Source organism: Paenibacillus sp. FSL M8-0228, from assembly GCF_038007385.1.
In the GTDB taxonomy this organism is placed as follows: Bacteria; Bacillota; Bacilli; order Paenibacillales; family Paenibacillaceae; genus Paenibacillus; species Paenibacillus polymyxa_D.
In genome coordinates, this window is the sequence record NZ_JBBOXA010000001.1 from 2,193,233 (window position 1) to 2,216,474 (window position 23,242).

Consider the following 23,242-nt stretch of genomic DNA (forward strand, 5'->3'; position numbering starts at 1 on the left):
GATGAGAGGAAACAGAGGTGTTTAACATGTGTGCTTACCGGGTGCTGGTTGTAGATGATTCGGCCTTTATGCGCAAAATTATTACAGATTTAATTGTAAGGGATGAGTCGTTCAACATCGTAGGTACAGCCGCCAATGGCAAAGAGGCTGTAGAGAAAGTGAAGGAATTGCAGCCCGATTTGGTCACCATGGATGTCGAGATGCCTGAAATGAATGGTCTTGAAGCATTGCCATTGATTATGGCAGCCCATCCGCTACCTGTAATTATGCTGTCAGGCATTAATGAACAAGGCATGAAGGAGACCATCATGGCTCTGGAGGCAGGAGCTTTCGATTTTATAAGAAAGCCTTCCATCGCTCATGCGCAAGATATTGAGCAAGTGAGTAAGGCGCTGCTGGAACAGATGCACACTGCTATGCAAGCAGTGCGGAGTCGTCTGGAGCGCAAGGAAGCTAATGAGCGCAAAGCTGCATTGGAACAAGCGAAAAAAACGCCACAGCAAAAGCCTCCAGGACAGGCTGTGACTGAGAAGCGATCAGGCAGTCAAGCTTCGACAGACAAGTCTCCTGTTGTTCCGCTTGCTCCTTCACCTGCTGTATCAGCTCAGCCGAAGCGTGATGTTGGCAAGTCCGCCCCGGCAGTAGCCAAGCAGGAAACTAAACGACAACAGTCTGGAACATCTGTTACAGCGGGGCGCATAGAACAGCAGCCAGCTGCTCAGCCAAGCAATAAGTCAGTCCAAGCACCTACTGTTCAGAAGAAGGAAGATTTGTCCAAGGGGATAGGACGAACACCAGGGCAACTAAACAGTACTACTACGGCCGCTGGCAAATCGCTGCATGGTAAGGATAAAGCAGGCTTGGTTAAGCCGGAGCCCCATAAGACGGTGATTTCATCAGCTACTCGTACTCCTGCGGCTGCTACGCCTCCAGTAGCGGCACCTACAGTTCCTGCCGCACCTAAGGGATTGTCACTTAAAAAAGGTGTGCACACGTCCAACTTTCGCAAACTAGTGGCGGTGGGATGTTCTACGGGCGGTCCGCGGGCGCTTAAGACGCTGTTGGAACGCATTCCTGGTGATTTTCCTGCTCCAATCGTTATCGTTCAGCATATGCCGCCAAACTTCACTCGTTCGCTGGCACAACGCTTAAACACGTTAAGTCCACTCCGAGTTGTGGAGGCTGAGCAGGGAATGACGTTGGAGACTGGAACGGCCTACATTGCCCCAGGGGGATATCAACTAAGAATTGTACCAGGAGCTGGTGGTAAATACACTGTGTCACTGAAGACGGAGGAAGCTCGCAATGGTCACCGTCCTTCCGTAGATACGATGTTTGAATCGTTGCTCTCGTTAACCTCGTTGGAGCGGCATCTAGTATTGCTCACTGGAATGGGGAGCGACGGGGCCAAAATGATGAAGAAGCTTTATGATGCTGGGGTACAATCCACATTTGCTGAAAATGAGGAAACTTGTGTAGTGTACGGAATGCCCCGCTCAGCAGTAGAGTTAAAATGTGTGCGTCACCTTCTGCCAATGCAGGAGATCGCCCCCAAGCTTGTACAAGTTGTGAAATAATCGGAGTGTAACTCATGGAGGAGGTGTCTCACAATGGACATGAACCAATATTTAAACATGTTTATTGATGAGTCGAATGATCATCTGCAATCTCTTAACGAAAAAATGCTTCAACTGGAAAGCAATCCAACTGATCTAGGTATCGTTCAGGTGATTTTCCGTTCTGCCCATACCCTCAAGGGAATGGCTGCTACGATGGGGTTTGAAGACCTAGCATCGCTTACCCACCAAATGGAAAACGTTCTTGATCTTGTACGTAACAACAAGCTGGCGATGCATGAATTTATATTCGATACCTTATTTAAGGGATTGGATGCTCTGGAGTCCATGGTGCAGCACATTACAGAGGGAGGCGACGGAAAAGCGGATGTCTCCTCTATTGTATCTTCACTACAATCCATCGTGAGCGGGGATTTCCAAAAGACCGGCGCAAATGCTGCGACTGAGGAGTCTCCATCTAAAAAAGTGGGCAAAAACGATAGTGCTGGGCTTGTTTTGGATCAGTTCCAGTATTCTGTATTGGAGCAATCTATTTCTGAAGGACATCGTGTTCACTATATACAGGTAACAATCAGCTCAGAGAGCCAGTTAAAGGCGGCGCGTGCTTTTATGGTGTTTAATACACTGGAAAACTCTGGTGAAATCGTCAAGGCCTATCCGTCGGTACAGGATATTGAGCAGGAGAAATTCGAGCAAAGCTTCTCGTTATATTACATAACGCAGAAAGAAGTTGGGGAGCTGGAAAAGGAAATCGCGGGCATCTCTGAGATTGACACTGTCTCAGTGGTACAACTAGATCAGGAATCGCTTAAACAAATGAGCGAAGTTACTGCTGGACTGGCTGAGACTGCTGCGGTACAGGAAGCTCCTGTTGCCGTGCAATCACCTGCTCCATCCCAGCCGCAGTCTTCAGCTGCGGCCTCTGTGGCTAAGGCAGCTGCAGGTAAGACGCCAGCAGCTAAGGCAGCTGCCCCTACGCATAACCGTACGATTCGTGTAGATATTGAACGTCTGGATGTACTTATGAACTTATTTAGCGAGTTGCTCATTGACCGCGTGCGGTTAGAGCAGTTGGCAAGTGAAGCTTCCAATCCAGCACTGACAGAAACGGTAGAGCACATGAGTCGTGTGAGCAGCGATTTACAAAACGTCGTTCTTAAATTGCGAATGGTACCAGTAGACACTGTTTTCAATCGTTTTCCGCGTATGGTGCGCGATCTGGCCAAATCGCTGGATAAAAAACTTGATTTGGTTATTACTGGAGCAGAGACTGAAATGGACCGCACTGTTATCGACGAAATTGGCGATCCTCTGGTGCATTTGCTTCGTAACTCCGTGGATCATGGCATTGAGTCGGTAGCCGATCGGATTGCAGCTGGTAAACCTGAGACAGGAACGGTTAACTTGCGTGCTTTTCATAGCGGAAATAACGTATTCATCGAGATTGAAGATGACGGAAATGGTATTAATCGCGATAAGGTACTAAACAGTGCTATTTCTAAAGGGATTTTGACAGCAGAGCAAGCAGCGGTCATGACCGACGAGGAAGCTTATCAGGTATTGTTTGCTCCAGGCTTTAGCACAGCTGCAGTCATTTCAGACGTATCAGGACGCGGTGTCGGTTTGGACGTTGTTAAATCCAAAATCACTGCTTTGGGTGGCAATGTTACGGTTCACTCTACACTGGGCCAAGGCACTAATTTCTCTGTGCAATTGCCGCTCACCCTATCCATTATTGCAGCCATGATGATACAGATCGGTTCTGAAAAATATGCGATCCCATTGTCCTCCATTGTGGAGACTGCGATTGTCAAACGGACACAAATTCGTTCTGTACATGGCAATAAAATGATTGCTTTCCGCGATTCTCATATCCCGCTCATCTCCTTGAGTCAGCTGTTTGAGGTACCGGACTTCAATGAAGATGAAGAAGAAGAGACAGAGGTCGTGGTCATCCGCAAGGGAGACCGTTTGGCAGCTCTTTCTGTACAGGACTTTTTGGGACAAAGTGAAATTGTCCTTAAAAATCTGGGCAAATACCTTCCAAACATCCAAGGAATTTCAGGTGCCACGATTCTGGGTGACGGTCAGGTTGCGTTGATCATTGACCCGAATGTTTTCATTAAATAATGTCTTCATCAGAAATGAAAGAAATGTGAAGTTGCTGACATCAATAAGGAGGGTTTTTAGACATGGGAGAAGAAATTAAAGTTATCGTATTTAAGCTTGGTGAAGAGGAATACGGTGTTGAAGTAGAAAAAGTCCAATCTATTGAACGCATGGTGCCGATTACACGGGTTCCAAGAACTTACGATTTTGTAAAAGGTGTATTCAACATGAGAGGCGTAGTCATTCCGGTTATTGATCTTCGTGGCCGATTTGGATTGCCTGAAGCTGAATATACCGATCAAACCCGCATCATTATCGTTGCAGTGGGCGAAATGCAAGTCGGCTTTATCGTTGATTCAGCGAATGACGTTATTGACCTGAATACTGACAATATCGAGACACCACCGGAAGTGATTGGCGGAGTTAAGGCTAAATATCTTCGCGGAGTTGCTAAAATTGGTGAAGAGCGCTTGTTGATTATGCTGAACTTGTCCGAAGTCCTGAATCGTAGCGAAATGAACCAACTGGAAGGCTTAGAGGATTAACATATGGAGAATCTTGGGAATCTCGAAGACTTCAAGTTGGATGTGTTGAAAGAAGTCGGCAACATTGGCTCGGGGAACGCTGCTACAGCGCTCTCCCGGCTTCTCAATAAACCGGTCGACATGGGTGTGCCTAAAGTACAAATGCTGCCTTTTGAGGAAATTGCCGATAAAGTCGGTGGAAATGAGCAACTTGTTGTTGCAATATTTTTTAGGGTAGAAGGGGAAGCCCCCGGCAATCTATTCTTCATATTGCAGCCTCAGGCGGCAAAAGGCTTACTTTCCCGTTTGGCGAATATTCCTTCAGATGACGAGGACAGTTTTAACGAAATGGAGCACTCAGCCCTGTCGGAGATCGGAAACATTTTAGCGGGCTCTTACCTGTCTTCGCTGGCCGATTTCACACGTTTATCCATGTATCCAACAGTCCCTGCGCTGGCGTTGGACATGGCAGGAGCAATTCTTAGCTACGGACTGCTGCAGTTTGGGCAGATGGGAGATGCTGCATTATTGATTGACACATCGTTTCTGGAAGGGCAGAATCAGATAGAGGGTCAATTTTTCCTGATTCCTGATCCAGAATCGTTCGGGAAAATCTTTAGGTCGTTAGGAGTCCCGATGAACGATGATTGAGGATAAAAGCATCATTAAAGTCGGCATGGCAGATTTAAATGTTACCAGCAATCCGAACTCGATTCGTACGACAGGACTTGGCTCCTGCGTCGGATTGACCCTCTATGATCCTCATTTGAAACTGGCAGGCATGGCACATGTGATGCTACCGTCCTCAGATATTGCGCGTGAAGGGCAGCTGAATATAGCCAAATATGCGGATACGGCGCTGCCCGAGTTATTTGAGAGGATGCTGAAATTGGGTGCAGAACGACGCAGGCTGATTGCTAAAATGGCAGGGGGAGCGCAGATGTTCGCCTTTGCTGGTAGTGGAGACACCATGCGGATTGGTCCACGTAATGTAGAATCATGCAAGGAAATGCTCGTAGATCTCGGCATTCCTTTGATTGCGGAGGACACAGGCGGCAATTATGGACGAACGATTGAGTTGGACTCTGAAACTGGCGTTTTGAATATTCGAAGCGTACAAAAAGGTGTAAAGGAATTATAAACATGTTATTTGGCAGCTTACGCATTAATCTTTGGTCTGGAGTAGTCGGATTTATTCTGACTTTTGTGTTGTCCGTTGGCAGCAATCTGCTGACCACGAGCTTAATTCGTGGCTTGATCGCCTTCGTTTTTTGGTTCCTACTTGCATTTGTGCTGCGCTGGACACTAGGTGTTGTAGCGCGGCCAGATCTGGGGAATGCCCAAAGCCGGGCAAGCTCTCAGGTAGATGGCGTAGGGGGGAATCTGGACCTGACGACACCAGACGAAAATGAAGACCTGAATGAATTGCTGAAACCGAAACCAGAGCAGACGGACGAGGGGGATAATGGTTTTGCACCTTTAAACCCACCTAAGCTGGTTTCCAACAAGGACCCTGAAGAATTGGCCAAGGCCGTTCGTCACCTGACAGACAAATAAGGAGGGTGAAGCCGATGAACGAGCGAAAAGCCGCTCATTTAAACCATTCCGAACTATGGGAACAATGGAAAGAACACGGTGACAAGGAAGCAAAAAAACAGTTAATTGAAAAGTATCTCCATATTGTGGAGTATGTGTCAGGCCGTCTTGCAGTAGGCTTGCCTAAAAATGTATCCAAGGATGATCTGGCGAGTAACGGCGTTATGGGTTTGATTGACGCTTTAGAGAAATTTGACTATGAGCGTGGTTTGCAGTTTGAGACTTATGCTTCTTGGCGTGTTCGTGGAGCGATTTTGGATGGTCTTCGTCAAGGGGATTGGGTTCCTCGTTCAGTTAGGGAAAAAGCGAAAAAAATCGAGGATGCATACCAGCATTTGGAACAAAGATATCTACGCACGGTCAGCGACGAAGAGATGAGTCATTATTTGGACGTTTCTGAGAAAGAGTTTCAAAATATGATCCAAGAGGTCGCTGTTATGTCGATTGTCTCACTGGAGGATCCGATCCGCGAAGAGGAATCGGAAACACGGCTTTCCCTTTTGGTGGACGAGAAGGCGAAAAATCCGGATCATAAGGTCAATGAATTTACACTTCGTGATGCCCTTGCACAAGGCATTGATAAATTGACTGAAAAAGAACGTATCGTTGTTTCTTTATTGTATTACGAGGATTTGTCACTCAGCGAAATCGCTGAGGTCATGTCGCTATCTCCATCGCGAATTTCACAGTTGCATTCCAAAGCAATATTACGTCTGAGAGCGACATTGGACAAACAACGGGATTTGCTAATGCGTAAAGATTAACGTACGGGAGGTTACAGTAACAGTTAGACGGAAGGAGCACCCTTGTGGAGAAGCAATATGCTTTGGACCAGTTTTTAAAAGTGGTTGTCTCACCTGACAAACAAACCGCCTACTTGGAGTTTGCCAAACGTGAAGAAGGCTTTGCCTGTTCTGTGGAAGAATTAGAGCGTTTTCTAAGCAACCAAAAAATATCCTACGGTTTAATAACCGATGCAATTCGCGTATTTGCGGCAAGTCCGGAAGATCATTTCTTCGGAAAATTACTGATTGCTCAGGGAAAGCAGCCGATCCATGGCACAGACGGAAAAATCAATCTGGCTGATATTGTGACTGGCGAAGATGCACATAAGCCGCTTGAAACCGTGGATGGACGGGTGGATTATAAAGAACTAACTCGTTTAAGAAATGTAAAACGTGGTCAACTGATTGCCGAACGGGTTGATCCTCTGCCAGGTGTACCGGGGATTGCTGTAACCGGAGAGGAAATTCCTTTTCTTCCAGGTAAAGAGGCGCGTTTTAAAGTTGGAAAAAATGTAGTGATTCATCCAGAAGGTGTTGCGATGTATGCGGCTATTGACGGACTGGTAACTACGACTGAAAAGGGCAAACTTAATGTGTTCCCCGTATATGAAGTTAACGGGGACGTCGATTATAGTGTCGGCAACATTGATTTTGTTGGAACCGTCGTCATTCGTGGGAATGTTTTGACAGGTTTCCGGGTTCGGGCGGCTGGCGACATTCGTGTCATCGGTGGTGTGGAAGGGGCCGAAATTGTGGCGGAAGGTTCAGTGGAAATCACTGGCGGTATTATCGGATACCATAAGGGGTTCGTGAAAGCTGCACAAAATGTGAAATGCTCGTTTATACAAGATGGTAACGTGATTGCGGGAGGCGATGTACTTGTATCCCAGAGTATCATGCATTCCCAGATCAAAGCGAGTAATAATGTAATCTGCGAAGGGACAAAAGGGCTTATCGTAGGTGGCAGTGTACAAGCTGGTAAAAAGGTAGTGGCTCGTACCGTCGGTAATACGATGTCCACAGCTACCAATATCGAAGTGGGTGTACTTCCCGAACTGCGCGATGAACTGACAGAACTCCGCGCACGTTTGAAGCAGCAGACAGACAGCCAGGATAAAACGAATAAGGCTCTTACCATATTGGATCAGCTTGCCGCCGCCGGACAGCTTGCACCTGAAAGAATGGCTATGCGAATCAAGCTGACATCTACTAAAAAATCTAATGAACAGGAGCTTTTGGAAACCAAGTCCAGAATGCTTGAAATTGAACGAACATTAGAGGATACAAGCCGCGCACGGGTAGAAGTGAAAAATGTGATTTACGGTGGCTCTAAAATAGTTATCGGCAGATATACAAAATTTATTAAAGATTCAGTGGAAAGAATGGCGTTTTATTATCATGAGGGAGACATCAGCATGTCCTCCTACGTGTAATTCGGCACACTGATAAACAACATTTAACATTGTATTCCTTGGAAGAAAGATACGGATGCCCAATCGGAAAGGGTGTGGTCCAATGAGCTTGAAGGCTGTTGAATTGCAAATTGCCGTACCTCGCACCAGCGAAGCTGGAAAATACCAAAGTGAGTCCCAGCAGCGGCCGATGAATGATCAAGCATTGCTTGGACAAAAGGCCGCGCTGGAGACGGAGAACATGCGTCAGCGAAGCAGTGCTGTAGATCAGTCTGCGGAAACATTTGTCGGTGAGCGGCAAACAGGGGGACAGAGCAGAGATTCTTCCCAGCAGAGCCGCTCCCGGCCAGATGAGGCTGAACTGCCTAAGGAGCATCCGGCAGAGCATCCGTTCAAGGGACACCATATTGATTTTTCGCTCTGATCCGACAGGTGGAGAAGCGTTATTAAAGGAGACGATGGGCAGTGGATCAACCATGGATTTATATTGTTCTGCTGGGCGCCGCAGCTGTTGTCTATGCCTGGCTACAGCCTAAGCGTCAGCCAGGCCGGGGAACAGAAGAGGCCGTCGTCCAAAAGGTCGAGGCCACATTAGAGCAATATATGGCCGATATTGAAAACGATAATGACGAGTTGATTGAGCTCGTTTCTGGTATGAAGCAGGAGCATACAGTGAAACAGGCGGCATTACAGGAGCAAGTAGCTGAGCTTCGGAGCCGTATCGTGGAGCTTGAGCGCCAGGCTATGTTTGCAACTGTGTCTATGAATACCGAGCCTGTACCTAAGGAGATACAACATACAACTGCTTCTCAGCAGGCAGCGGTTGCATACGGTCAATTTCAAAGTCCGCAACCTGAAATGTCTGTGCAGGAAGGCTACTCTGGTTCAGAAGCTCCCCTCATAACTATGGAGGAACAGACGGCATTACAAGATCCTGAAACTGAGCAGGAAGCAGAGTCCATCCGTGATCGTTATCAAGAGTTGTTTGCGCTGCATGAGCAAGGCAAGTCAGTGGACTATATAGCTAAGCAATCAGGCATTCAACGGGGTGAAGTACAGCTTATTTTGCAACTCGCGGAGCGGGAGGATGTAACGTGATCAAAAACCGTTCATTTATGCTAGGCATGGGTACTGGTCTTATAACGGGGGCATTGCTATTGCAACTGGCATTGATCGGTCAGGGGCAATCGCAGCAATCTTCCACAGACCCGAAAAACATGACGCGAGAGCAATTAGAAAAGGCAGCAGCCGGATTAAATCTCCAGGTCAGTGACAGCTCTAACCCGAAAATGACAGAAGAGGAATGGCGTAATAAGGTAATCAAGGAAGGTAATAAAACTCCCGTTGCACCCCAAAAAGCTAAACCAGCTCAAACGCCAGCAACACCAAAGGCACCTGCAAACAGCATATCCTCGGCTGGTTCTAAACCTTCGACCAGCACATCGGTTCCACAAAGTCCGAATAAGCCGCAAACTCAAAGTTCTGGCACTACAGCGACTCCCAATATCCCCAAGCAGCCTGCCACCCCACAAGTGCAGTATAACATTGCATCCGGAAGCAATTTGAGAAGTGTGGCATCAGGATTGCAACGGGCAGGGGTCGTATCGGATGCTAGTGCATTTGAGGCAGCAGCTAAGGCTAAAAAAATCAATACCAAAATTCGTACCGGTACCTATCAGTTTGCTAAAGGTGAGGATTTCAGTTCTATCATTACTAAAATTACGAAAAAGCCGTCCAACTGACCAGACTGGGAAGTGGCCGGCTTTTATTCTTGCTGAAAAGTTCAATGAGAGGCGTAAAACGTCACATCTTGCGTTGTTCTAACTATTGTCGAAAAGTTGGTTGCAACGATGCAAGTGTTATGGTATATTAATTAACGGTGTTAAAAACGCACGTCGGTTAATTTTATAAAGGGTGCTTTCCAATGGAAAGTCTTTATGAAAAATGATGTCGGCGGAGGACACACAAAAAACCAAACTTAGGAGGTGCGTGAAGATGGCAGTAATCTCCATGAAACAGCTTTTGGAAGCTGGGGTTCACTTTGGTCACCAAACACGTCGCTGGAACCCGAAAATGGATCGTTATATCTTCACTGAAAGAAACGGTATTTACATCATTGACTTGCAAAAGACAGTGAAAAAGGTTGAGGAAGCTTACAACTTTGTAAAAAGCATTGCAGCTGAGAATGGTACAATTCTGTTCGTAGGCACGAAGAAACAAGCACAAGATTCCGTTAAAGAAGAAGCAGCACGCGCTGGTCAATTCTACATTAACCAACGTTGGTTGGGTGGTACGCTGACTAACTTCCAAACGATTCAAAAACGTATTGACCGTTTGAAACAACTAGAAGCTTGGGAAGAAGACGGTACATTCGCAGTTCTTCCTAAAAAAGAAGTTATCATTCTTCGCAAAGAAAAAGATCGTCTTGAAAAATTCTTGGGCGGTATCAAAAACATGAAGGGCCTTCCAAGTGCTCTGTTCATCATTGATCCACGCAAAGAACGTATCGCGGTTGCTGAAGCTCGCAAATTGGGTATCCCAATCGTAGGTATCGTTGATACAAACTGCGATCCAGACGAAATCGACTATGTTATCCCAGGTAATGACGACGCAATCCGCGCTGTTAAATTGCTGACAGGTAAAATGGCTGATGCAGTTATGGAAGCAAACCAAGGCGAAGAAACTACAGCATAACATTTCCATTAGGAAATAACTATATGAATTAAATGAAAAGGGTGGTTGGCAGGTGTATAACCTCTCACTACCCTTTTTTTAAGGAATAAGCACGGTATACCACTGAAAATCAAATTTGGAGGGAAATAATATGGCAGTTAATGCTAGCGCAGTAAAAGAGCTTCGTGAAAAAACAGGCGCAGGAATGCTGGATTGTAAAAAAGCGCTTGAAGAAGCAAACGGTGATTTGACAAAAGCGGTTGAAGTTCTGCGCGAAAAAGGACTTGCAGCTGCAGCCAACAAAGCAGGTCGTATTGCTACTGAAGGTGTTGTTGAATCCTACATTCATGCTGGCGGCCGTATCGGCGTACTGGTAGAAGTAAACTGCGAAACAGACTTCGTAGCTAAAACAGACCAGTTCAGAGATTTTGTGCGCGACATTGCAATGCATATCGCTGCATCGAACCCTCGTTATGTTCGTCGTGAAGAAGTGCCACAGGAAGAGATCGAAAAAGAAAAAGAAATCCTGAAAGCACAAGCACTGAACGAAGGTAAACCAGAAAAAATTGTTGAAAAAATGGTTGAAGGCCGTATTGGTAAGTTCTATGAAGAGTTCTGTTTGTTGGAGCAATCTTTCATCAAAGATCCAGACAAAACAATCTCCACGCTTATCAACGAAAAAATCAGTACGATTGGCGAAAACATCTCCCTGCGTCGCTTTGTTCGTTTTGAACTGGGTGAAGGTCTGGAGAAAAAAGAAGACAACTTCTACGAAGAAGTTATGTCTCAAGTGAAACAATAATTACCAACGAACGGTAATCGCATATGGAAAAATGGAAATGGGACACATCAGTGTTCCATTTCTTGCAACAGGACACCTATCCTGTTACATAAAGTATAAATGATATTGGAGGGTGATCATTTGGAAAAACCTGTGTTTAAGCGTGTTGTCCTGAAAGTTAGTGGTGAATCGCTGTCAGGTCCTAACGGTTACGGTATTGACGCGGATACGATTGCATCCATTGCAGAACAAGTCAAAGACGTAGTGGAACTGGGAGTAGAAGTTGCTATCGTGTGTGGTGGCGGTAACATCTGGCGCGGTATTGCTGGAAGTGCCAACGGAATTGACCGGGCCACGGCAGATTACATGGGTATGCTGGCAACGGTGATGAACTCACTGGCCTTACAGGATGCTTTGGAACAGATTGAGGTACCTACCCGTGTACAAACATCCATTGCGATGCAACAGATTGCAGAACCTTACATTCGTCGTAGAGCTATCCGTCATTTAGAAAAGGGTCGGGTTGTTATTTTTGCAGCAGGTACAGGTAATCCGTTCTTCTCGACTGATACTACAGCTGCACTGCGTGCCGCTGAGATCGAAGCGGAAGTGATTCTGATGGCTAAAAATAAAGTGGATGGCGTATATTCTGCTGATCCGTTTAAAGATAGCACAGCTGAGAAATATGAGCAGCTTACGTATTTGGATGTGCTCAACAAAAATCTCGGTGTCATGGATTCTACTGCTTCCTCGTTGTGCATGGATAACAATATTCCGTTGATTGTCTTTGCTATTACAGAGCAAGGTAACATTAAACGTGTCGTGCTGGGTGAGAAAATTGGTACGATCGTCAAAGGGAGTGTAAATTAATGCCACAATCTGTGAAAAAGAGTGCTGAGGAACGCATGCAAAAAGCAATCCAGGCATTGCAACGTGATCTTGCATCTTTGCGTGCAGGACGGGCGACACCAGCTTTACTGGACCGTGTACAGGTAGAGTATTATGGTACAATGACTCCAGTCAACCAACTGGCGAATATCAATACACCTGACAGCCGGACCTTGATGATTCAGCCTTGGGACAAATCTTCCTTGGCCGATATCGAGCGCGCTATACAAAAATCCGATTTAGGTTTGACACCTTCGAATGACGGTAACACCATTCGTCTTAGCATTCCTGCTTTGACGGAGGAGCGCAGAACTGACTTGGTGAAGTTGACAAAGAAGAACGGTGAAGAAGCGAAGATCGCTATTCGTAACATTCGTCGTGATGCCAATGATGACATCAAAAAATTGGAGAAAAGTGATATTTCCGAGGACGAATCTCGTAAACATCAGGAAGATATCCAGAAAACAACTGATAAGTTTATCGCTGAAGTGGATAAAGTTTTAGCTGCAAAAGAAAAAGAAATTATGGAAGTCTAAAAGATTGGCAGCCCCTCCCTTACGGTGGGGTTTGTCTCTTTTCAAGCCTGAGGCACATTTTCAGAGAATGCTGGAGGAACTGGAATGATCAAACGGGTTCGGTCTTGGTGGAACGGGGAACAAAAACAGCAAATACCGGCCATTTCAAAAGACAATATTCCGCAGCATGTTGCTGTCATCATGGATGGGAACGGCAGATGGGCCAAACGGATTGGAATGCCGCGGATTGTAGGGCACCAAAATGGAATGAAGGCAGTGAAACGCACAGCAATTGCGGCGGATGAACTGGGTATTAAGTATTTGACTTTGTTTGCATTTTCAACTGAAAATTGGACGCGTCCAAAGGACGAAGTTGATTTTCTAATGCGCTTACCGCAGGAATTTCTGGCTATTGAGCTAGATGAGTTGATTGAAAAAAATGTGCAAGTACGTATGATGGGCAATAAAGAACATTTACCTTCCCATACCGTTGAAGCGCTGACTGAAGCGACTCGACGAACTGAAAATAATACCGGACTTGTTCTTAATTTTGCATTAAATTATGGAAGTCGGTTGGAAATCACCGAATGCATGCAAACATTGGGCCGTCAAATTGCGGATGGGAAGCTTAAATCGGAAGATATAACATCTGAGCTGATCGGTAGTACGTTGCTTTCTAGCGGTATGCCAGACCCTGATTTACTGATTCGAACAAGCGGTGAGCTTAGACTTAGTAATTTTATGCTCTGGCAGCTTGCCTACAGTGAGTTGTGGTTTACTGATATTTATTGGCCTGAGTTTAAGAAAGAACACTTATACGAAGCAGTGATCGAATATCAGCAAAGAACACGACGGTATGGCGGACTGAAGTAAATGGAGGATGAAAGCCGTTGAGACAGAGATTAATTACCGGTATTCTGGCAGGCATATTCTTTTTGGCGATGGTCCTGTGGGGCGGCTTGGCCTACCATTTGCTTATATTGGCGATGGCCCTAATCGGATTTTATGAGTTCGCACGAATGACGCAGGTATCTCCTTTTGGAGGTACAGCAATACTTGGATACGTAAGCATATTAGCTTTTGTATTCCCGTATGAACCTTTTGGCTTGCACTCACCCTTACCCTTTGCCAGTATGCTTTGGCTGGTAATGATAGCTTTTATGATCATCACGGTAGGAACAAAAAATAAAATCCCGATTCAAACGGTAGCTATATTATTTCTTGGTACCGTTTATATAGGGTTTGGATTTTCGTATATTGCGGAATCACGTCATATGGAACATGGACTATTATGGACATTTTTATTATTGGCTTGTATTTGGGCAAGTGATGCAGGGGCATATTTTGTAGGCAAAATGGCAGGAAAGACGAAATTATGGCCTGCGATCAGTCCGAATAAAACGGTCGAAGGCTCCATTGGCGGCATCGTTTTAGCGTTGGTTATAGCTCTTGTATTCGCTGGATTATCGGGTGGACTGCTGCCATGGGGCAAAGCCATCGGCATCGGTTTGTCATGTGCAGTTGTGGGACAACTGGGCGATTTGGTACAATCTGCATACAAACGAGTGTACGGCATTAAAGATTCCGGTAATCTGCTGCCAGGGCACGGTGGTATACTAGACCGTTGCGACAGCTGGATTGTCGTTTTTCCATTTGTACATATGCTGATGCTGCTTCCATGAGTCTATTGATTACAGTTTATGCTCAGGCTAATCTCTATGCTGCTCACTCTGCGCTACTAGAAGGTTGGAACCAGTAGCATAGCTGCCTGAATAATAATCAATGAGCTCCTGGATAAAAGTGATTTTCAGGATAGGAAGGTGCATCATGAAAAGAATTACGGTACTTGGTTCAACCGGTTCTATTGGAACTCAAACGCTGGATGTAGTGTCCATGCACCCGGATCAGTTTACTGTTGAGGCTTTAGCAGGTGGTTCTAATATAAAGTTACTTGCTGAGCAGGCGCATCTTTATAAACCCAAAAAAGTGTCTGTGGGTACTCGGCAGTTGGCGGATGAAATTCGTCCTTTACTGCCTTCTGGAATGAAACTGTATTGGGGAAATGAAGGACTCGTTGAGCTTGCTGCGAACACGGAGGCGGATATGGTTGTGACGGCTGTAATGGGCAGTGTCGGATTGCACTCCACGCTGGCCGCGATTGAGGCTGGAAAACAGATCGGTTTGGCCAATAAGGAGACACTGGTTACTGCTGGTCATCTGGTCACAGCGCGGGCTCGGGCGAAAGGAGTGCCGTTGCTGCCGATTGACAGTGAGCATTCAGCTATTTTCCAATGCTTGAATGGTGAGCGTATGAAAGATGTGGCACATATTACCCTCACAGCATCAGGGGGTTCTTTTCGAGATTTGACAAGAGAACAGTTGCGTGAAGTTACAGTGGAAGATGCACTCAAGCATCCCAATTGGTCAATGGGGGCCAAAATTACGATTGATTCAGCAACGATGGTAAACAAGGGGCTGGAAGTCATTGAGGCGCATTGGCTATTCGGACTTGATTATGAGCACATTCATGTGTTGCTTCATCCGGAAAGCATTATTCATTCCTATGTTGAGTTTCAGGATACAAGCATTGTTGCTCAACTTGGGAATCCGGACATGAGAGTACCCATTCAATATGCATTGACTTACCCTGAGCGTATGAAGTCCCCGGCGAAGCCGTTGTCACTAGCTGAAGTGGGTAAACTCCATTTTAAGGAAATGGATTATAATCGTTTTCCTTGTTTAAGGCTTGCCTTCGAATGTGGTAAAATGGGTGGTACAGCACCGACCGCATTTAATGCGGCTAATGAAATTGCAGTTGCCCGTTTCCTGCGTGGAGAAATTTCTTTTCTGCATATTGAAGCTATTATTGAACGTGTGCTGGAGCGGCATGTCAATGTGGCTAATCCTGATCTTTCTGCAATTGAAGCCTGTGACGAAGAGACTCGTAGCATATCTGCGGGGTTGTAGGCTAATGTTGGGTTAGAAACGAAATGTGATTCTCTTGTGCGGGATCGGAGAATAATGATAATCTAGGAAGACAAACTCGATCTCATTGAAAGGGGAACAGAAACGATTGGAAACGATTCAAATAGTGTTGATGACGGTGCTCATGTTTTTCGTCATAGTGACGGTGCATGAATGGGGGCATTATTATTTTGCCAAACGCGCCGGGATTCTGGTACGGGAGTTTGCGATCGGTTTCGGTCCGAAACTGTTTTCTTATAAAAGAAACGAGACGCGATTTACGTTGCGTTTGTTGCCGTTCGGTGGCTTTGCCCGCATGGCGGGAGAGGATCCGGAGGTCAATGAAATTGAGGCCGGACAAACGATTGCTGTACGCGTAACGGATGACGTCGTTAAAACCATCTATCTAGATCAACTGGATAATCGTAAAAATGTGGTGCGCGGCGAAGTGTTGGATATTGATCTGGAACAGTCATTAACTTTAAAATTGGATGTGGATGGCGAAGATCAGCAATACACTGTACATCCGCAAGCGATGATGGTAACCAAAGGTCAATCCATTCAGATTGCACCCAAGGATCGGCAGTACGGGAGTAAAACAGTAGGACAGCGTGCGATGGCTATTTTTGCTGGACCCCTGATGAATTTTATTCTTGCTTTTATTTTGTTTGGTCTGCATATTCAGATGGTCGGCATACAAGTGGACAACCCGACTTATGTCCAAATTAGTGAAATTACAGCAGGTATGCCTGCTGCTGAAGCTGATTTGCATAAGGGAGATATCATCGAATCGGTGAATGGAATAGCCATTGGTGCAAATGTTGAAAACATGATCAAACTGATTGCGGATTCTCAAGACAAGCCGATGAAGTGGACGGTTCGCCGTGATAGTAAGACCTTTGATCTTACGATTACACCTCGTGCTATGGAAGGACAAAAGGGTGGCAAGGTGGGTATTGTACCCGAACTTCCAAAACGCCAAGCAGGTGTGGGAGAAACGTTCAAATTTGCCGGCCAATCTATGGTCAGAACGACCGATATTATTTTCCAAGGATTTAGCCAGCTCATCCAACGTTTTTCTATCAATGACCTGGGAGGCCCGGTACGTACTTTTGAAGTGACAGGGCAAATTGCCAAGCAGGGGATTGAGCAGTTGACGTATTGGACTGCTATAATGAGTCTTTACCTGGGGATATTTAATTTATTGCCTATTCCGGCGCTGGATGGAAGCAGACTTGTTTTCCTTGGTGTGGAGGCGGTAAGAGGACGTCCCGTTGATCCGAGTAGGGAAGGTATGGTCCATTTCGTTGGTTTTGCTATGCTATTCCTGCTTATGATTGCGGTCACGTATAACGATATTTTACGCTTAATTAATGGTTAATTAGAGACGGACTTATATAAAAACGGTCTGTATGGGAGGACATGCATTTCTATGTCGAACGATAAACAGTTTGTCGAGGAAATTACGCCACAGAGTGAAGATTTTTCCCGATGGTATATTGATGTTATTAAAAAAGCAGAACTGATGGATTATTCCCCTGTTCGCGGATGTATTGTATTCCGCCCCGATGGTTTTGAAATTTGGGAGCATATCAAGGAAGCCATGGATGTGCGCTTCAGAGAAACAGGTCACCGTAATGCCTATTTTCCAATGTTCATTCCAGAAAGCTTTTTTCAAAAGGAAAAAGAGCATGTCGAAGGGTTTAATCCTGAACTGCCTTGGGTAACCGAGGCTGGCGGGGAAAAGCTGGAAGAGCGTCTTGCAATTCGTCCGACTTCGGAAACCATGATTGGTCATATGTACTCCAAATGGATTCAATCCTATCGTGATCTACCTGTGCTTATTAACCAATGGGCTAATGTAGTGCGTTGGGAAAAACGCACGCTGCCTTTCTTGCGCACAAGTGAATTTTTGTGGCAAGAAGGTCACACGGCCCATGAAACAGAAGAAGAAGCACGTGAAGAAACGATGAAAATGCTGGAAGTATACCGTGAGGTTATTGAGGAAGTTCTGGCTATTCCGGTTATTACTGGACAGAAAACACCTTCTGAAAAGTTTGCAGGTGCGAAGGATACATTTTCACTGGAAGCGATGATGAAGGATGGACGGGCAGTACAAGCTGGAACTTCCCACTATATGGGAACTAATTTTGCAGTTGCATTTGATATCAAATATTTGAGTCGTGAAAACAACCTGGAATTCGCGCATACGACTTCATGGGGAACAAGTACACGTTTGATCGGCGCACTGATTATGGTCCATGGAGATGACCGTGGTTTGGCATTGCCTCCTAAAGTTGCGCCTACGCAGGTTATTATGGTTCCAATTGGGCCACCTAAGAAGCGTGATGCCGTTATCGCTCGTGCAGATGAACTATTCGCTCAGTTGAAACAAGCTGGAGTGCGTGTTAAAATGGACGACCGCAGCGATGTAAGCCCAGGCTGGAAATTTAATGAATATGAAATGCGCGGTGTGCCGGTTCGTCTGGAAATCGGGCCGCGTGATATGGAAAACGGTGTCTGTGTGCTCGTATCCCGTATCAGCGGTGAGAAAAAAATCGTGCAGCAGGATAATCTGGTTGAGGAAGTACACGCGATGCTCGCACAGGTACAGCAGGAGATGTTTGATCGTGCGAAAAATTTCATGGAAGAAAACTTCTATTCCGTTGATACGCTGGATGAAATGAAGACTCTCATGGAAGAAAAACGCGGCTTTACTTTGGCAGGCTGGTGCGGATCTGAAGAATGTGAAGATAAAGTTAAAGAAGTGACAGGTGCTACAAGCCGTAATATACCGTTTAAAACAAACGAGCAAAAGTCCACATGTTTGTGCTGTGGCAAACCTGCCAAGCATACAGTAGTGTTCGCACGGGCGTACTAATATAGAAGTAGGGCAATACCACTATACTCACTTCATTCTCTTCGCTGACATGGTAACTGTTACGGGACAATGTCCCGAAGGATCTATGTGTCGTTGTGAAGAGGATTGAAGAGGGCTACGAAAAGCTTTTGCGGTCGGAGATGTTTTTGACGCAGAAGCTTTTCATGTTTTCAGAATGGTAGATTTGAAATTGGGGGGAGAGCCATGGGCGGAGCTGAAGAAAAGAGAAAGCGGCTGGAACTGCTAATGAAGCAAGTTGGGATGCCGGCGGGAGTGGTTGAACCTTATTTTTTGGACGGTTGGATTGACCAAGTGGAGATTAGCCGAACCAATAAGGATTGGAACATCACCATTGCCAAGGAGACATTGGTCCCCGCTCAGGTGTATCGTACGTTCTGTATTCAAGTACAGGAAAAAATGAGTCACATCGCAAAAATTACGTTCCGTTTTCAGTACAGTGAGCAGATTCAGCCTGGTGATATCATCAGTGAATACTGGAAACTTTTTCTAGAGTGGGTACATCGTGAGATTCCATCGGTTAACGGTTGGATGAATCGGGCTGTGCATGAGTGGGACGACGGTCTATTATTGCTAACGATGAGCGACGGTATGTCGTTGGAACTGGCGCGTAAAAAGCAGATAGATCAAGCTATCATCAAATTTTACGATAAATATTTCGGGCTTTCTATGCGCATTAAAGTCCAGGTGGGTGAAAGTAACCAGGAGGCGTTACAGCAATTCCAAGAGAAAAAAATGCAGGAAGAACGCGAAGTCATTCAGCAGATGATGGAAAGTATGGAATCCGAAATGCCGCCTTTGGATGAAGAAGAAGGAGACGTACGGCTTCAATTCGGTTATGACATCAAAGAACCGGCTGTTCCGATGCAAGATATTCAGGACGAAGAGAAGAAAGTCACTTTACAAGGAACAATCTTCGGTTTGGATAGTAAAGAATTGCGCAATGGCAGTACGTTGTTTACGTATTATTTGACCGACTTTAGTGATTCCCTGCAAATGAAAATGTTTGCTAAAACTAAAGAAGATCTGAAGATCCTCAGCTTGTTGGCTAACGGGAAATGGGTCAAAGTACGGGGTCGAGTTGAATATGATCGTTTTATGCAAATTCCCGAGCTGGTTATGATTCCCTCTGATCTAGTTGAAGTACAGGCTCCACCCACACGTAAGGATAAAGCAGAGGAAAAACGAGTCGAGTTCCATCTCCATACAAAGATGAGCGCAATGGATGCTGTTGCCTCGATTGATCAATACGTTAAAACAGCCGCCAAATGGGGGCACAAGGCGATTGCAGTCACCGACCATGGCGGAGTGCAGTGCTACCCTGATGCTGCTAAGGCTGCAAAGAAAAACGGCATTAAAATGATCTACGGTGTTGAGGCCAATGTGGTTAATGATGCCGTTGAGGTTGTAATGCAGGCACAGCCATTAAATTTGAAAACAGCGACTTATGTCGTTTTTGATATTGAAACCACCGGTTTATCGGTTACACAGAATAAAATCATTGAGATTGCAGCTGTGAAAATGCATGATGGCAAAGAAATTGATCGTTATGCTACCTTTGTCAATCCGCATGAGCGCATTCCATATAATATACAGCAACTGACCAACATTAACGATGAAATGGTCAAGGACGCGCCGGATGTAGAACCTGTTATGAAGGAGTTTGTAGCTTTTGCTGGCGATGCTGTATTGGTTGCCCATAATGCGCGTTTTGATGTCGGTTTTATCCAGGCCACCCTTCGAAATATGGGTTTGCCTGAAATGACCAATCCGGTACTGGATACGCTCGAACTGGCTCGTTTACTGTTTCCAACAATGAAAAACCATCGTCTGAATACGCTGACGACCAAATATAAAGTGGCGCTCGAAAGCCATCACCGAGCCATTGACGATACAGTCGCACTGACTGAAGTGCTGAATGGCTTGCTGAATGATGCGGAACAAATTAAGGGTTTAAAAATGCTCGATCGTCTGAATGATTATGTGGGTAAGGACTTATCGACCGTTCGTCCATTTCACTGTTGTATTTATGCCCTCAATCCGATTGGTAAAAAAAATCTGTACAAGCTGGTTTCGATGTCTCATACCGAATATTTCAAGCGTGTGCCTTGCATTCCTAAATCAAAATTGTCAGAAATGAGAGACGGACTGCTTATTATTTCTGGCTGCGAAAAAGGAGAGTTCTTCGAGGCTGTGTTGAACAAGTCCGAGGAAGAAGCCGAGGAAATAGCACAGTTTTATGATGTGTTGGAGATTCAACCTTTGACGATGTATATGCATTTAGTAGAAAAACAACTGGTAAGCGGGCCTGATGCTCTGAAAACGGCAATACGCAAAGTATGCGAAATTGGGCGGCGACTTGATAAGCCCGTAATTGCCACAGGCAATGTTCACTATTTGGAAACGCGCGATAAGTTGTACCGTGATATTACGATACATGGCATTACGGGATTTAGTCCGCTAAAAGATATTCGTAAGCCTGATGCGCATTTACGCACCACAGACGAAATGCTGGCAGAATTCGAGTTTTTGGGCGAGGAGAAAGCCTATGAAGTCGTTGTGAAGAATACCAGTGAGTTGGCGGATCGATTTGAGGAGCTGGAGTTGTTCCCTGACAAGCTGTTTACACCTTTGCTGGATGGGGCGGACGAGGAAATCCGTAACACTTGCTATGAGACGGCTAAATCTATCTATGGTGAGGAATTGCCCGAGGTGGTTGTAGCTCGCCTTGAAAAAGAACTGGAGCCGATTATTAAATACGGTTTCTCTGCCAACTATCTTATTTCCGAGCGCTTGGTTAAAAAGTCTAATAAGGATGGATATCTGGTAGGTTCACGGGGGTCTGTTGGATCTTCTGTGGTCGCTACCTTCCTCGGTATTTCCGAGGTTAATCCACTGCCTGCACATTATATTTGCGGTAATCCTGAATGCAGACATAGCGAATGGATTTTGGACGGTAGTGTGCCGAGTGGATTTGATTTGCCGGACAAAAATTGTCCGAATTGCGGCGGCAAACTGAAGGGTGAGGGACAGGATATTCCGTTTGAAACGTTTCTTGGGTTTAAGGGAGATAAAGTTCCCGATATTGACTTGAACTTCTCTGGCGAATATCAGCCTGTCGCACATAACTATACGAAAGTACTGTTTGGTGAGAAAAGTGTATTCCGTGCTGGAACCATCGGTACCGTTGCTGAGAAGACAGCCTTTGGCTTTGCCAAGAAATATGAAGAGGCGCATCATAAAAAATGGCGTGGGGCTGAGCTGAATAGGCTGGCTTCGGGCTGTACAGGGGTCAAACGCAGTACCGGGCAACATCCAGGCGGAATTGTCGTTGTTCCCGATTATATTGAGGTCGAGGATATTACGCCGGTACAGTACCCCGCCGATGATACAAGCTCGGAATGGAAAACAACGCATTTTGATTATCACGCTTTTGATGCGAATTTACTCAAACTCGATATTCTGGGTCATGATGATCCGACCATGATGAGGATGCTTCAGGATTTAACTGGTGTCGATCCTACGACCATTCCAATGAATGATCCTAAGGTGATGAGCATGTTCAACTCCACGGAGGCGCTCGGTGTTACACCCCAGCAAATCCGCACGCCTGTAGCAACCTATGGTGTACCAGAGATGGGGACGAAGTTTGTGCGCCAAATGCTAGTAGAGTCGCAGCCAAGTTCTTTTGCCGATTTACTGCAAATATCCGGACTGTCTCACGGCACGGGCGTATGGCTGGGGAATGCACAGGAACTGATTAAGAATAATACCTGTAACATCAAGACTGTAATTGGTTGCCGTGATGACATCATGCTGTTTTTGATTTACAAGGCAGGCATGGACGCAGGTCTGGCCTTTAAAATTACGGAGAGCGTACGTAAAGGTAAGGGGCTTAGTGCTGAATGGATTGAAGAAATGAAAAAATGCAAGGTGCCACAGTGGTACATTGATTCTTGTCTGAAAATCCAGTACATGTTTCCGAAGGCGCATGCTGCAGCGTATGTTATTTCAGCAGTGCGCACAGCGTACTTTAAGCTGTATCATCCGATTGAATATTATGCGACTTACTTTTCAGTACGTGCAGCCGATTTTGATATTGAGCTGTGCTGTCAGGGATATGATGCAATCGCGCGGAAGATTGTCGAAATCGAGCAACTCGGTTTTCAGGCACCTCCCAAAGAAAAAGGGATGCTTCCGATCCTGGAAATGGCTCTGGAAATGACGGCTCGCGGGTTTAGTTTTAAATCCATTGATTTGTACCGTTCCGAAGCTACACGCTTCAAGGTGGATGGAGATTCACTCATTCCGCCATTCGGAGCTCTTCAGGGAATTGGAGACAACGCGGCACGTAACATCGCAGCCTCCCGTGAACATGGTGAATTTTTGTCTGTCGAGGATTTTCAACAAAAATCGAAGGCTAGTAAAACCATTGTCGAAATGCTGTCCCAGATGGGTTGCTTTCGAGGTCTTCCAGAGAGTAATCAGTTGTCTCTGTTTTAATCCGAACCACAGTAGT

The 23,242-nt window shown here is 45.7% G+C and carries 21 protein-coding genes; all 21 read left to right on the plus strand.

What is annotated here, in order from left to right; translation table 11 throughout:
• Positions 1-26: 26 nt before the first annotated feature.
• The 21 genes from MKY98_RS10320 to MKY98_RS10420 all read left to right on the plus strand — a co-directional run bounded on the left by MKY98_RS10320 (position 27) and on the right by MKY98_RS10420 (position 23,226).
• The gene (locus MKY98_RS10320) at positions 27-1,577 is read left to right on the plus strand and encodes a chemotaxis protein CheB (RefSeq protein WP_029517004.1); all 1,551 of its coding nucleotides are present in this window, start codon (positions 27-29) and stop codon (positions 1,575-1,577) included.
• Positions 1,578-1,610: 33 nt separating this feature from the next.
• Complete coding sequence (locus MKY98_RS10325; protein ID WP_069011401.1) at positions 1,611-3,707, plus strand: chemotaxis protein CheA; 2,097 nt, start codon at positions 1,611-1,613, stop codon at positions 3,705-3,707.
• Positions 3,708-3,769: 62 nt separating this feature from the next.
• Positions 3,770-4,231: a chemotaxis protein CheW gene (locus MKY98_RS10330; RefSeq protein WP_007430046.1), complete on the plus strand. Its 462-nt coding sequence runs from the start codon at positions 3,770-3,772 to the stop codon at positions 4,229-4,231.
• Positions 4,232-4,234: 3 nt separating this feature from the next.
• Positions 4,235-4,861, plus strand: a complete 627-nt coding sequence (locus MKY98_RS10335; protein WP_029517007.1) for a chemotaxis protein CheC — start codon at positions 4,235-4,237, stop codon at positions 4,859-4,861.
• Positions 4,854-5,351 carry a chemotaxis protein CheD gene (locus MKY98_RS10340; protein WP_010346358.1) on the plus strand — a complete coding sequence of 166 codons (498 nt, stop codon included), beginning with the start codon at positions 4,854-4,856 and terminating at the stop codon, positions 5,349-5,351. Before MKY98_RS10335 ends, MKY98_RS10340 begins: the two co-directional genes overlap by 8 nt.
• Positions 5,352-5,353: 2 nt before the next feature.
• A complete protein-coding gene (locus MKY98_RS10345) occupies positions 5,354-5,767 on the plus strand; it encodes a hypothetical protein (RefSeq protein WP_029517008.1) in 414 nt (137 codons plus the stop codon).
• A gap of 14 nt (positions 5,768-5,781) precedes the next feature.
• Complete coding sequence (locus tag MKY98_RS10350; protein ID WP_013309911.1) at positions 5,782-6,570, plus strand: FliA/WhiG family RNA polymerase sigma factor; 789 nt, start codon at positions 5,782-5,784, stop codon at positions 6,568-6,570.
• Between the two features lie 44 nt (positions 6,571-6,614).
• Positions 6,615-8,024: a DUF342 domain-containing protein gene (locus MKY98_RS10355; protein ID WP_039274680.1), complete on the plus strand. Its 1,410-nt coding sequence runs from the start codon at positions 6,615-6,617 to the stop codon at positions 8,022-8,024.
• Between the two features lie 82 nt (positions 8,025-8,106).
• Positions 8,107-8,427 (plus strand): hypothetical protein, encoded by a 321-nt coding sequence (locus tag MKY98_RS10360; RefSeq protein WP_029517010.1) that lies wholly within the window; start codon positions 8,107-8,109, stop codon positions 8,425-8,427.
• Between the two features lie 41 nt (positions 8,428-8,468).
• Positions 8,469-9,101 carry a hypothetical protein gene (locus MKY98_RS10365; RefSeq protein WP_069011402.1) on the plus strand — a complete coding sequence of 211 codons (633 nt, stop codon included), beginning with the start codon at positions 8,469-8,471 and terminating at the stop codon, positions 9,099-9,101.
• Positions 9,098-9,745: an endolytic transglycosylase MltG gene (locus tag MKY98_RS10370; RefSeq protein WP_069011403.1), complete on the plus strand. Its 648-nt coding sequence runs from the start codon at positions 9,098-9,100 to the stop codon at positions 9,743-9,745. The genes MKY98_RS10365 and MKY98_RS10370 overlap by 4 nt, the downstream gene beginning before the upstream one ends.
• 253 nt (positions 9,746-9,998) lie before the next feature.
• Entirely contained in the window at positions 9,999-10,697 is a 699-nt protein-coding gene (rpsB, locus tag MKY98_RS10375; protein ID WP_013309916.1) for a 30S ribosomal protein S2, read from the plus strand.
• 130 nt (positions 10,698-10,827) lie between these two features.
• Entirely contained in the window at positions 10,828-11,478 is a 651-nt protein-coding gene (gene tsf / locus MKY98_RS10380; protein WP_013309917.1) for a translation elongation factor Ts, read from the plus strand.
• Between the two features lie 120 nt (positions 11,479-11,598).
• Positions 11,599-12,327: a UMP kinase gene (gene pyrH / locus MKY98_RS10385; RefSeq protein ID WP_013309918.1), complete on the plus strand. Its 729-nt coding sequence runs from the start codon at positions 11,599-11,601 to the stop codon at positions 12,325-12,327.
• Positions 12,327-12,881: a ribosome recycling factor gene (gene frr / locus MKY98_RS10390; RefSeq protein WP_069011404.1), complete on the plus strand. Its 555-nt coding sequence runs from the start codon at positions 12,327-12,329 to the stop codon at positions 12,879-12,881. The genes pyrH and frr overlap by 1 nt, the downstream gene beginning before the upstream one ends.
• Positions 12,882-12,965: 84 nt before the next feature.
• The gene (locus tag MKY98_RS10395) at positions 12,966-13,733 is read left to right on the plus strand and encodes an isoprenyl transferase (RefSeq protein WP_039274672.1); all 768 of its coding nucleotides are present in this window, start codon (positions 12,966-12,968) and stop codon (positions 13,731-13,733) included.
• A gap of 17 nt (positions 13,734-13,750) precedes the next feature.
• Positions 13,751-14,542 (plus strand): phosphatidate cytidylyltransferase, encoded by a 792-nt coding sequence (locus tag MKY98_RS10400; protein WP_029517015.1) that lies wholly within the window; start codon positions 13,751-13,753, stop codon positions 14,540-14,542.
• A gap of 145 nt (positions 14,543-14,687) precedes the next feature.
• Positions 14,688-15,827 carry a 1-deoxy-D-xylulose-5-phosphate reductoisomerase gene (locus tag MKY98_RS10405; RefSeq protein WP_069011405.1) on the plus strand — a complete coding sequence of 380 codons (1,140 nt, stop codon included), beginning with the start codon at positions 14,688-14,690 and terminating at the stop codon, positions 15,825-15,827.
• A gap of 106 nt (positions 15,828-15,933) precedes the next feature.
• Entirely contained in the window at positions 15,934-17,205 is a 1,272-nt protein-coding gene (gene rseP / locus MKY98_RS10410; RefSeq protein WP_069011406.1) for an RIP metalloprotease RseP, read from the plus strand.
• Between the two features lie 51 nt (positions 17,206-17,256).
• Entirely contained in the window at positions 17,257-18,705 is a 1,449-nt protein-coding gene (proS, locus tag MKY98_RS10415) for a proline--tRNA ligase (RefSeq protein WP_039274666.1), read from the plus strand.
• A gap of 204 nt (positions 18,706-18,909) precedes the next feature.
• The gene (locus MKY98_RS10420; RefSeq protein ID WP_029517019.1) at positions 18,910-23,226 is read left to right on the plus strand and encodes a PolC-type DNA polymerase III; all 4,317 of its coding nucleotides are present in this window, start codon (positions 18,910-18,912) and stop codon (positions 23,224-23,226) included.
• Positions 23,227-23,242: the final 16 nt, after the last annotated feature.

Excerpts from the sequence above, each read along its gene's own strand:
- MKY98_RS10395 (WP_039274672.1), top strand. The coding sequence starts at position 12,966 with ATGATCAAACGGGTTCGGTCTTGGTGGAACGGGGAACAAAAACAGCAA.
- MKY98_RS10335 (WP_029517007.1), top strand. The coding sequence starts at position 4,235 with ATGGAGAATCTTGGGAATCTCGAAGACTTCAAGTTGGATGTGTTGAAA.
- proS (WP_039274666.1), top strand. The coding sequence starts at position 17,257 with ATGTCGAACGATAAACAGTTTGTCGAGGAAATTACGCCACAGAGTGAA.
- MKY98_RS10420 (WP_029517019.1), top strand. The coding sequence starts at position 18,910 with ATGGGCGGAGCTGAAGAAAAGAGAAAGCGGCTGGAACTGCTAATGAAG.
- MKY98_RS10350 (WP_013309911.1), top strand. The coding sequence starts at position 5,782 with ATGAACGAGCGAAAAGCCGCTCATTTAAACCATTCCGAACTATGGGAA.
- MKY98_RS10340 (WP_010346358.1), top strand. The coding sequence starts at position 4,854 with ATGATTGAGGATAAAAGCATCATTAAAGTCGGCATGGCAGATTTAAAT.
- MKY98_RS10325 (WP_069011401.1), top strand. The coding sequence starts at position 1,611 with ATGGACATGAACCAATATTTAAACATGTTTATTGATGAGTCGAATGAT.
- MKY98_RS10330 (WP_007430046.1), top strand. The coding sequence starts at position 3,770 with ATGGGAGAAGAAATTAAAGTTATCGTATTTAAGCTTGGTGAAGAGGAA.
- rpsB (WP_013309916.1), top strand. The coding sequence starts at position 9,999 with ATGGCAGTAATCTCCATGAAACAGCTTTTGGAAGCTGGGGTTCACTTT.
- MKY98_RS10320 (WP_029517004.1), top strand. The coding sequence starts at position 27 with ATGTGTGCTTACCGGGTGCTGGTTGTAGATGATTCGGCCTTTATGCGC.
- frr (WP_069011404.1), top strand. The coding sequence starts at position 12,327 with ATGCCACAATCTGTGAAAAAGAGTGCTGAGGAACGCATGCAAAAAGCA.
- MKY98_RS10405 (WP_069011405.1), top strand. The coding sequence starts at position 14,688 with ATGAAAAGAATTACGGTACTTGGTTCAACCGGTTCTATTGGAACTCAA.
- MKY98_RS10360 (WP_029517010.1), top strand. The coding sequence starts at position 8,107 with ATGAGCTTGAAGGCTGTTGAATTGCAAATTGCCGTACCTCGCACCAGC.
- MKY98_RS10345 (WP_029517008.1), top strand. The coding sequence starts at position 5,354 with ATGTTATTTGGCAGCTTACGCATTAATCTTTGGTCTGGAGTAGTCGGA.
- tsf (WP_013309917.1), top strand. The coding sequence starts at position 10,828 with ATGGCAGTTAATGCTAGCGCAGTAAAAGAGCTTCGTGAAAAAACAGGC.